This window comes from Spirillospora sp. NPDC046719 (assembly GCF_040645715.1).
Lineage (GTDB): Bacteria > Actinomycetota > Actinomycetes > Streptosporangiales > Streptosporangiaceae > Spirillospora.
In genome coordinates, this window is record NZ_JBEYYT010000371.1 from 1 (window position 1) to 9,521 (window position 9,521).

Annotated in this window: 11 protein-coding genes; 1 reads left to right on the forward strand and 10 read right to left on the reverse strand. The window is 74.0% G+C overall.

The window, feature by feature from the left end:
* From ABZ914_RS39420 to ABZ914_RS39445, 6 genes are all read right to left on the reverse strand, one after another.
* Nucleotides 1–431 (reverse strand): endonuclease/exonuclease/phosphatase family protein (locus tag ABZ914_RS39420; RefSeq protein WP_500199617.1); only part of this gene is annotated, 431 nt, incomplete at its 3' end.
* A gap of 10 nt (nucleotides 432–441) precedes the next feature.
* On the reverse strand, nucleotides 442–1,410 hold the full coding sequence (locus ABZ914_RS39425; RefSeq protein WP_190867375.1) for an ROK family glucokinase: 969 nt from the start codon (nucleotides 1,408–1,410) through the stop codon (nucleotides 442–444).
* Between the two features lie 49 nt (nucleotides 1,411–1,459).
* Nucleotides 1,460–2,068 carry a hypothetical protein gene (locus ABZ914_RS39430; protein ID WP_500199619.1) on the reverse strand — a complete coding sequence of 203 codons (609 nt, stop codon included), beginning with the start codon at nucleotides 2,066–2,068 and terminating at the stop codon, nucleotides 1,460–1,462.
* A gap of 54 nt (nucleotides 2,069–2,122) precedes the next feature.
* Nucleotides 2,123–2,557: an SRPBCC family protein gene (locus ABZ914_RS39435; RefSeq protein WP_190867363.1), complete on the reverse strand. Its 435-nt coding sequence runs from the start codon at nucleotides 2,555–2,557 to the stop codon at nucleotides 2,123–2,125.
* A 77-nt stretch (nucleotides 2,558–2,634) separates the two neighbouring features.
* Nucleotides 2,635–3,402, reverse strand: a complete 768-nt coding sequence (locus ABZ914_RS39440; RefSeq protein WP_190867361.1) for a metallophosphoesterase family protein — start codon at nucleotides 3,400–3,402, stop codon at nucleotides 2,635–2,637.
* 53 nt (nucleotides 3,403–3,455) lie between these two features.
* A complete protein-coding gene (locus tag ABZ914_RS39445) occupies nucleotides 3,456–4,151 on the reverse strand; it encodes a copper homeostasis protein CutC (protein ID WP_500199621.1) in 696 nt (231 codons plus the stop codon).
* A 232-nt stretch (nucleotides 4,152–4,383) separates the two neighbouring features.
* Here ABZ914_RS39445 and ABZ914_RS39450 point away from each other — a divergent pair, with 232 nt between their 5' ends.
* Nucleotides 4,384–6,174, forward strand: a complete 1,791-nt coding sequence (locus ABZ914_RS39450) for an AMP-dependent synthetase/ligase (protein ID WP_500199622.1) — start codon at nucleotides 4,384–4,386, stop codon at nucleotides 6,172–6,174.
* Nucleotides 6,175–6,263: 89 nt separating this feature from the next.
* On the opposite strand, the gene ABZ914_RS39455 is transcribed toward ABZ914_RS39450, so the two are convergent.
* The 4 genes from ABZ914_RS39455 to ABZ914_RS39470 all read right to left on the reverse strand — a co-directional run.
* The gene (locus tag ABZ914_RS39455) at nucleotides 6,264–6,926 is read right to left on the reverse strand and encodes an NAD(P)H-binding protein (RefSeq protein ID WP_500199624.1); all 663 of its coding nucleotides are present in this window, start codon (nucleotides 6,924–6,926) and stop codon (nucleotides 6,264–6,266) included.
* A 44-nt stretch (nucleotides 6,927–6,970) separates the two neighbouring features.
* Nucleotides 6,971–8,308, reverse strand: coding sequence for a DUF1996 domain-containing protein (locus ABZ914_RS39460; protein WP_500199625.1), 1,338 nt, complete (start codon nucleotides 8,306–8,308; stop codon nucleotides 6,971–6,973).
* A gap of 64 nt (nucleotides 8,309–8,372) precedes the next feature.
* Entirely contained in the window at nucleotides 8,373–9,008 is a 636-nt protein-coding gene (locus ABZ914_RS39465; protein WP_387028928.1) for a DUF4142 domain-containing protein, read from the reverse strand.
* 148 nt (nucleotides 9,009–9,156) lie between these two features.
* The coding region (locus ABZ914_RS39470) for a ferredoxin (protein ID WP_500199627.1) at nucleotides 9,157–9,521 on the reverse strand (365 nt) is incomplete at its 5' end.

Genomic DNA, 9,521 nt, shown 5'->3' on the forward strand with positions numbered 1-9,521 from the left:
GCGCCGTACCGGGCGCGGGCCCGGTCGAGCAGCGCCAGCACCTCGCGGACGTGCCGCAGCCGTGGCCCGTCCGCGAGGTCGAGGTGGGTGCTCGCCGCGACCAGCCGCGCCGGCCCGATCTCCAGCACCGCGACCGCCAGCGCCCGCCGGTGCAGGCCCTCGTCGGGCGTCAGCAGGTGGAACTCGCGGTGGACGCGGCGGACGCGCGGCGCCGCGAGGACGGCGAGGCCGCACGCCCGGCGGCCCGCCGCCACGTCCATCCCGCACGCCCGCGCCAGCCGGCGCCGCTGCGCCCGCCAGCCCCAGAACCGCGGCACCTCCTGCAGGCACAGCACGTCCGGGCCGTTCGCGCGCACGACGCGCGCCACGGCTTCCGGGTCGTCGCGCAGCGACCGGATGTTGTAGCTCAGCACCCGGACCGGCGTCGCCACGGCGGGCGTCCTAGACCGCCGCGTCCTGGAGGGGGCGGACGCGGGCGAGGTCGGCGGCGCCGACGATGCCGGCGGCCGAGCCGAGCTCGGCGATCCGGATGTCGGGCAGCGGGCGGTGGCCGCGCCCGGTCAGCGCCTCCTCGAACGCGACGCGGATCGGGTCGAGCAGCAGGTCGCCGGCGTCGGACAGGCCGCCGCCGATGATGAACGCGCCCGGGTCCAGGATCGCGCTGAGGTCGGCGAGGCCCTGCCCCGCCCAGTGCGCGATCGTCCGGAAGCACTCCAGCGCGGCCTTGTCGCCCTCGCGGGCCGCCTGCGACACCTCGGGGCCGCTGATGCCCTCCGGCCGGCCGCCGCCGAGCTCCAGCAGCCGGCCCGCCATCGCCGGCGCGACCCGCGCGAGGTCGCGAGCCTCGTGCACGAGCGCGTTCCCGCTGGCGTACTGCTCCCAGCAGCCGCGGTTGCCGCAGCCGCAGCGGCGCCCGTCGGGGACGACCCGGAAGTGCCCCATCTCGGCGCCGATCCCGAACCGGCCGCGGTACAGCTCGCCGTTGATGATGATGCCGCCGCCGATGCCGGTGCCGAGGGCGACCAGCACCAGGAAGTTCTCGCCGCGGCCCGCGCCGAACTTCGCCTCGCCCCAGGCGGTGGCGTTGCCGTCGTTCTCCACCACGACGGGCAGCCCGACGAGGTGCTCGACCTTCTCCCGGATCGGCTCCTCGCGCCAGGCGAGGTTCGGCGCGAACAGCACCGTGGAGCGGGTCTCGTCGACGAACCCGGCGGCGCCGAGCCCGACCGCCGACACCTCCGCGTACTTGCCCTTGAGCAGGTCGACGACCTCGGCGATGGTCTCGGCGGTCTCCTTGGGGTTGGTCGAGGGAGTCGGCCGCCGGACCTTCTCCAGGATCGTTCCCCGGTCGTCGACGACGCCGGCGGCGACCTTCGTGCCGCCCACGTCCACGCCGATGGTCAGGGCCATGTACGCTTCCTCCTCCTCGCGCGCCCCTGGCTGGAGCCCGTCCGCACCACTAGCCGATGTCGATGGAGTCGCCGCCGGTGGCGGCCGCCCACGGGTCGCCCGGCTCCTCGCGGGGCTCCGCCCCGCGCGGCGCCTCCCCGCGCGGCGTCCGGCCGCGCTCGGCGTCGTCGCGCGGGGCCTCGTCACGCGGCGTCCCGCCGGACGGGGCCTCGTCGCGGGGCGACCGTCCCGACCGATCGGACCTACCCGCCCCGGGGCCCGCCGACGCATCCCGGGGCCGCGGGGGCCGGTTCCGGTTCGCGCCGGGGCGGGTGCGGTCGAAGCCCTGCACCACGTCCAGCGCGGCGGCCATCAGCGACTGCCCGGCCTCCCGGACGTGCCGGCCGACGTCGTGCCCCGACTCGCGGGACGCGGCGATGGCCCGGCAGACCGGGCAGTGGCAGCACTCGGGGGCGCCGGTGGCGTAGCGCGGCGGCTCGGCGGTCGCGCTCGCCCACACGTCGTCCGCGCCGCCGCGGGGACGGGCGTCGCGGTCGTCGGCGCGGTCGTCGCGGTCGGCGCGGTCGTCGTCGCGGGAGCCGCCACCGACCACGCGCTTGAGCACCGCGTCGAAGAGCTTGCCCGCCTCGTTGATCAGGTCACCCGGCTGGTCGGTCATGACTCCATCATCCATCCGTCATCGGCGTGAAACGGTACCGCCTTCCGGGCGTGCTCAGCGCTCGACGCGGCGCTTGAGGCCCTTCAGCGCGGAGTCGATGATCCGCTTCTCGCCCTTGCGCTTCACCATGCCGATCATCGGGACGCGGACGTCGACCGCCAGCTCGTAGGTGACCTCGGTGGCGTCGCCCGCCTCGGCGAGCGCGTAGGTGCCGTGCAGGCCGGTGACGACCGCGCCCTTCTCGACCAGCTCCCAGCTCACCCGGTCGTCGCCGTCCCAGGTGTAGGCGAGGCCGACGGTGTCGCTGAACGGGCCGCCGTCGAAGGTCAGCCGGCCGCGCAGGGCCCGGCCGTCCGGGCCGGTCTCCTGGACGGTGAACTCGCGGATCCCGCTCGCCCAGTCCGGATACGCCTCCAGGTCGGCGATCACCGCCATGATGTCGGCCTTCGCGGCCTTGATGGTGATGGAAGAACTCGTGCGGTCCGCCATCTGCGTTCCCTCCGGTTCGCCATGGGCCCGCGCCCGGGATTCCGTCGCCCGGGCCGCTGTCTAGAGCACGGTATCCGTCACACCGTGAGGACGTACGGGACCCCGCGCGCGCGGAAGTGGCCCACGTTCACGCATTCAGTGCGGCCGATGCGCATGCGAGCGGCGAGCGGCTGATGGACGTGCCCGAACAGCACGTATTTCGGCTGCGTGCGGTGGATCGCGTCCAGGATCGCCTCGCTGCCCCGCTCGAACCGGCGGGCGACGGTGTCGTAGAGCAGTTCGGGGACGGCGGGCGGGATGTGGCAGCAGAGCACGTCCACCTCCCCCACCGCCTCGACCTTCGCCGCGTACGCGTCGTCGTCGAGCTCGTAGGGGGTGCGGTACTCGGTGCGGAGCCCGCCGCCGACGAACCCGAACCGCAGCCCGCCGATCTCGGTGGTCTCGCCGTCCAGGACGCGGTGCCCGTCGCGCAGGTGCGGCGCCCACATGCGCGGGACGTCGACGTTGCCGTAGGTGAGGTAGGCGGGGGTCGGCATCGCGGCGAACAGCTCGGCGTACTGCCGGTCGACGGCGCGCTCGATGTGCGGCCACGCGTCCCCCTCGAGGGAGGCCCAGAGGCCGCGGGAGAACTCGCGGGCCTCGTCGAAGCGCTTCTCGGTGCGCAGCGCGATGAAGCGGTCGGCGTTCTCCTGCCCGAACAGGTCCGCGAAGATGCCCTGCCCGTGGTCGGAGTAGTCGACGAACAGGATCAGGTCGCCGAGGCAGATGAGCGCGTCCGCGCCGTCGCCCGCGCTCTTCAGCGCGTCCGCGCGGCCATGGACGTCGCTCACCACGTGGATCCTCATGAACCGACTCTAATAGGGGACCTCTCCCCCGAAAACGGGCGGCCCTCCGGGCGTCAGCCCGCCGCGGCCGACACCAGCGAGCGCCACTCCGCCACGAGCGCGGGGTCCACAGGGGCGTCCCAGGAGCCGTCCGGGCGGACGGCGGTGCCGACGTGGAACGCGGTGACGCCCGCCGCGGCGAGCACCGCGACGTGCTTGCGGCGCAGCCCGCCGCCCGCCATGATCATCGCCGCGGAGCGGGGGTCCTCGGCGGCGCGCCGGACCAGCACGTCGACGCCGGCGTCCACGCCGCGCGGCGAGCCCGCCGTGAGCACGGTGTCCAGGCCGCCGTCGAGCGCCCGGACCGCCTCCCACGCCTGGACGGGGTCGGCGGCGTGGTCGACGGCGCGGTGGAACGTCCACGGCAGCGGCGCGCAGCCGGACGCGAGCTTGCCCGTCGCGCCGGCGTCGACGTGGCCGGAGGAGTCGAGGAAGCCGAGCACGAACCCGTCGGCCCCGGCGGCGGCGAGGTCGGCGGCGGCCCGGACGAGCCGGTCCAGCTCCGCGCCGGTGGTGCGGAACCCGGCGTTGGCCCGCAGCATCACCCGCAGCGGCAGCGCCGTCGCGGCGCGCACGGCCGCCACCATGTCCGGGTCCGGGGTGAGCCCGTCGGCTCCCATGTCGGCCACGACCTCGATCCGGTCGGCGCCGCCGTCCTGCGCGGCGCGCGCGTCCGCGGCCGTGAGCGCGATCACTTCGAGCAGGGCCATGGCTCTCCCCCGACCACTTCCGTATACGACCAGGTCAAGGGTAGGGGACGGACCGGCGGCCGCCCGGCCGCGCCGAACGGTCTTTGCCGTGCCGTTAACCGTCGATCCGCAGGCCGCTCCGGGGCGGGAACGCTCACTTTCGGGCGGTTTTCCTACTCGTGGGTATCATTCACCTTCGGAGGGACCGGCAGGTTCCCCCGCCGTCCCCGAAGATCGATCACAGGAGTGGGCCGTGCGCGAGTTCAGCGTCCCCGCGATGGTGGAGGTCCCCGACTCCGCCAATCTGACCGACGCGCCCTTCACCCGGGCCGCCGAGGAGCCCGGCGCCATCGTGCTGCGCCGCCGCACCGGCACCGGCTGGAGCGCCGTCACCGCGGCGGAGTTCGCGGCCGAGGCCGCGGCGGTCGCCAAGGGGCTGGTGGCCGCGGGCGTCGAACCGGGCGACCGGGTCGCCCTGCTGTCGCGCACCCGCTACGAGTGGACGCTGCTGGACTACGCGATCTGGACGGCCGGCGCGGTCGCCGTCCCGATCTACGAGACCTCCTCCGCCGAGCAGATCGAGTGGATCGCCGGCGACTCCGGCGCCAAGGCGCTGTTCGCCGAGACCGACGCGCACCTGGCGCTGGTCGGCGAGGTCCGGGACCGGCTCCCGGGCCTCGCGCACGTCTGGGGCATCGACGCGGGCGCCGTCGCCGAGGTCACCGAGCTCGGCAAGGACGTCGCCGACGCGACCATCGCCGAGCGCCGCCGCTCGCGCACCGCCGCCGACGTGGCGACGCTCGTCTACACCTCCGGCACCACCGGGCGGCCGAAGGGCTGCGAGATCACCCACGGGAACCTCGTCGCGACGGCCCGGAACGCCGTGCAGGGCGCGATCTCCGAGATCGCCGTGGAGGGCAGCTCCACCCTGCTGTTCCTGCCGCTGGCGCACGTGTTCGCCCGGCTGATCGAGGTCGCCACCATCGAGGGCGGCATCGTCCTCGGCCACAGCGACATCCCCAGCCTGCTGCCCGACCTCGCCTCGTTCCGGCCGACCTTCCTGCTCGCCGTCCCGCGGGTGTTCGAGAAGGTCTACAACGGCGCCGAGCAGAAGGCGGAGGCCGACGGCAAGGGCAAGATCTTCAAGGCGGCCGCGGACACCGCGATCGCCTACAGCCGCGCGCTGGAGGCCGGCGGCCCCGGCCTCGGCCTCAAGGCCAAGCACAAGGTCTTCGACGTGCTGGTCTACGGGAAGCTCCGCGCGGCCGTCGGCGGGCGGGTGCAGTACGCGGTGTCCGGCGGCGCCGCGCTCGGCGAGCGCCTCGGCCACTTCTTCCGCGGCGTCGGCATCACGATCCTGGAGGGCTACGGCCTCACCGAGACCACCGCGCCGGCGACCGTGAACCGCCCCACCGCCATCAGGATCGGCACCGTCGGCAAGCCCATCCCGGGCGTGGACGTCCGCATCGCGGAGGACGGCGAGGTCCTGGTCCGCGGCATCAACGTGCTGCGCGGCTACTGGAACAACGAGGCCGCCACCAAGGAGGCGATCGAGGACGGCTGGTTCCACACCGGCGACCTCGGCTCCCTCGACGCCGACGGCTTCCTGAAGATCACCGGCCGGAAGAAGGAGATCCTCGTCACCGCGGCCGGCAAGAACGTCGCACCCGCCCCGCTGGAGGACCGGCTGCGCGCCCACCCGCTGATCAGCCAGTGCCTGGTGGTCGGCGACGGGCGCAAGTTCATCAGCGCCCTGATCACGCTGGACGAGGAGGCGCTCGGCCCCTGGAAGGAGCGGCACGGCAAGCCCGCCGCGATGACCGTGGACGAGCTGCGCCGCGACCCCGACATCATCGCCGAGATCGAGGGCGCCGTCGCCGACGCCAACAAGTCGGTCAGCCACGCCGAGGCCATCAAGAAGTACGTCATCCTCGGCGTCGACTTCACCGAGGAGGCCGGGCACATGACCCCGAGCCTGAAGGTCAAGCGCAACGTCGTGATGAAGGACTTCGCCGACGAGATCGAGTCCCTCTACACCGCCTGACCGCCCGCCGCCGCCCGCGCCGACCGCCCGCGCCGCGCGACCGTGCGCCCGACCCGTGCCGCCCGCCCGTGCCGCCCGACCGCGCCGGGTCAGCGCAGGGCGGCGACGGCGTCGGCGATCGGCACGTCGCCGTTCAGCAGGTCGAGCGTGCGGTGCCGGGCGTCCGGCAGGGCGTCCAGCAGCGCGGCGATCACCGCGGCGACGTCGTCGCGGGTCACCGCGCCGTGCCCGACCGGCGGCTCGGCGAGCGTCACGAGCCCGGTGCCCGGGTCGTCGGTGAGGCGGCCCGGGCGCAGGATCAGCCAGTCCAGGCCGCCGCGCGCCCTCAGGTCGTCCTCGGCCTCGCCCTTGGCGCGGATGTAGGCGGCCCAGACGTCGTCGCGGCCCGGTGCGGGCGGGTCGCCCGCACCCATCGCGGACACCTGCACGAAGCCCCGCACCCCGGCGCGCTCCGCCGCGTCCGCCAGCAGCACCGACGCGGCCCGGTCGACGGTGTCCTTGCGGGCGGCGCCGCTGCCCGGGCCCGCGCCCGCGGCGAACACGACCGCGTCCGCGCCGGCCAGGTCGCCCGCGACCTGGTCCGCGGACGCCGCCTCCAGGTCCCGGACGACCGGCGTCGCGCCCGCCGCCCGCACGTCCGCCGCATGGTCGGGGTTGCGGATGAGGCTCACCACGGCGTCCCCGCGCCGGGCCAGCAGCCGGGACAGCCGCAGCGCGATCTGCCCGTGCCCGCCCGCGATCACGATCTCCATGACGCGATCCTACGCGCGGGCGCGCACGGGCCCCGGGACCGGGATCAGCGGCGGCGCCCGTTGATGGCGGCGACGGCCTTCCGCATGAGCTGGTCGTTCATCACGTTGATGAAGTCGCCGTGGTCGGTCACCGGGTCGTGGCCCTCCTCCGGGAAGGTGTCCAGCGCGAACGCCAGCGCCTTGGCGGGCAGGTTGTAGGCCAGCGTCATCCGCAGCTGCGGGACGGCCTTGCGGCCCTGCGGGCACTGGCCCGTCCGCGGGTCCGGGAAGACCATGTGGTCGCGGTGGTTCGCGCTGTCGGTGTTCTGCCCGTCCCAGCAGCTCGGGAAGTTCAGCACGCGCTCCACCATGCTGCCCTTCGGGCACAGCGGGTACTTGTCGGTGAACGCCCGGTTCTCGAACCCGCTGCACGTCCACTGGGCGTGCGCGTTGGCCGGGCCCTTCGACGACGCCTTGGCGTCACCGGTGACGATCCGGGTGAACCGCGGGATCGCCGTCACCTTGCTGCGCGGGTTGCCGAGGAACTGCAGGCGCACCTTCGCCGGGGTGACGACGCTGCCGGTGTTGCCGTCCACCTGGCTCTGCGCCGCGCGGTCGGAGCCGTCCTTGCCGGCGCGCAGCCGCACGACCGGCCAGTAGTAGGTCGACTGGTCGCCGTTGGTGCAGGTCGTCCCGGCGGCGGCGAGCGTCTGGTCCGTCGAGAACGCGCTGGTGTCGAGGTTGCCGACGTAGTCGTGGATGTGGTGCGCGCCGTTCTGGACGCCGGGCGCCACGATCACGTTGTCGGGGTTGCTGTGCTTCTGCCCGGCGTTCGTGCCGCAGCTGGACGTGAACACGCCGGTGGAGGCGGCCCGCGTGCGCCGCGGCTGCCGCACGGGCTGCGCCTGGCGGATGTCGACGAACTGGTCGGCGCGCGGGCCCGGCTTCACCTGGCTCTGGCCGCCCTGCCCGCCGCCGTTCTGGTTCTGGCCGCCGCCGTTCTGACCGTTCCCGTTCTGACCGTCGCCATTTTGGCCGTTCCCATTTTGGCCGTTCCCATTTTGGCCGTTCTGGCCGTCGCCGTTCTGCTGGTTCGGGTCGGTCTGGCCGGGATCCGGCGATCCGGAATCCGGCGGGGTGGGGACGGCCGTCTGGGAGGGGTCCCCCATCCCGGGCATCTGACCGTCGCCCATGCCGGGCATCTGCCCGCCGCCGTTCTGACCGCCGTTCTGCTGGCCGCCGTCGTCAGCGGGCGGGCTGGTCCGAGTGCCGTGCCCGCCCCGGTACTTCTGGACGTGCCCGACCGGATCGGCGGTGACGGTCGCGCCGCCGGGCAGCGCCCCGGCGCCCCCGGGGACGTCGTTGCACGCCGACGCGGCGAGCAGCACCGCCGGAACGATCACGGCGAAAGTCTTTCTTCTTCTTCCCATTTTGAGTACTCCCTGTGAGCGGGGGGTGGGATACCCGTCAGTGCAGCGCGGATTTGGTGACCAGGCCGGTGCTCTCCAGCAGCTGGATATGGTGCAGGACGAATTTCATCCCGCGTTCCGCGTAGGCCCGGATGATCGTGTTCTGGCTCTGCACGCGAGCCGTGGCGGCGAACGGCAGGACCTGCCCGTGCGCGGCCCGCAGCCGGAACACGTAGTCGGTGTCGAACGCCTTTCCGTCGAGCCCGGCCAGCTCCCGGAGATAGCTCCGCTGCGTGCCGTTCGGAATGGCCGGCAGGGTCACCCCCAGCTGCTGGGCGGTGGCCCGGGTGTCGGCGTCCAGCTGCATGTGCTCCTGGTTGATGATCGTGCCGATCTCGCGCACCCGGGGGCTCGCGCCGCGCTGCACGGCCATCTGGCTGGCCGGCATCTCCCAGAGCCCGGCCTGGCGGACCTTGACCAGCAGGAGCCGGTCCTGGGCGCTCAGCGGGCCCCATTTCGACGGGACGGTGGCACCCTTGTCGACGCCGTTCGCCGGGGCGACCCGCGGGTTGAGGAGGACCGCGAGGGCGGCCGCGACGACGGCCGCGGCGGCCAGCAGCAGCAGGCCCCGGCCCCGGCGGAGCCCGAACCGCGGGAGCCGGCGCAGTTCCGCGACACCGTACGAATTTCTCACCGAGATCCCTTCCTCCTTCCGGGAGCGCACCGAAGAACGGACCCGGCGCGGTTTCGCCGAGGAATACGCACCGCGCCGGGCCCGGGGTTCACCGCCGCTCGGACTTTTTCATTTCTCCGGCCCGTCCGTAATGGCGGGCGGGCCGCCGTCAGGAACGCCGCGCGGGACCGCCCGGGACTCCCCCGACGACCCGCAGCGCCAATGCCGGGCACATCGCGACCGCTTTCTGCACGTCCCGCTCCATCCAGGACGGGATGTCGCTTCCGAGCACCACCGGAAAGCCGTACCGGTCGAGCTGGATCAGTTCCGGGACGAGGTAGGCGCACAGGCCGTGGCCGTCGCAGCGGCTCCAGTCGATCGCCACCCGCTCCTCCCGCCCGGTCGGGACGGGCAGCGGCAGCACCCCGAACGTCGGCAGCCCGCAGGTGCCGCCGTAGCGGTGCGCGTCGATGTCGGCCCCGAACGCCTCGACCGCCGACAGCACGAACCGCGCGGTCCCGTCGGGATGGGTGC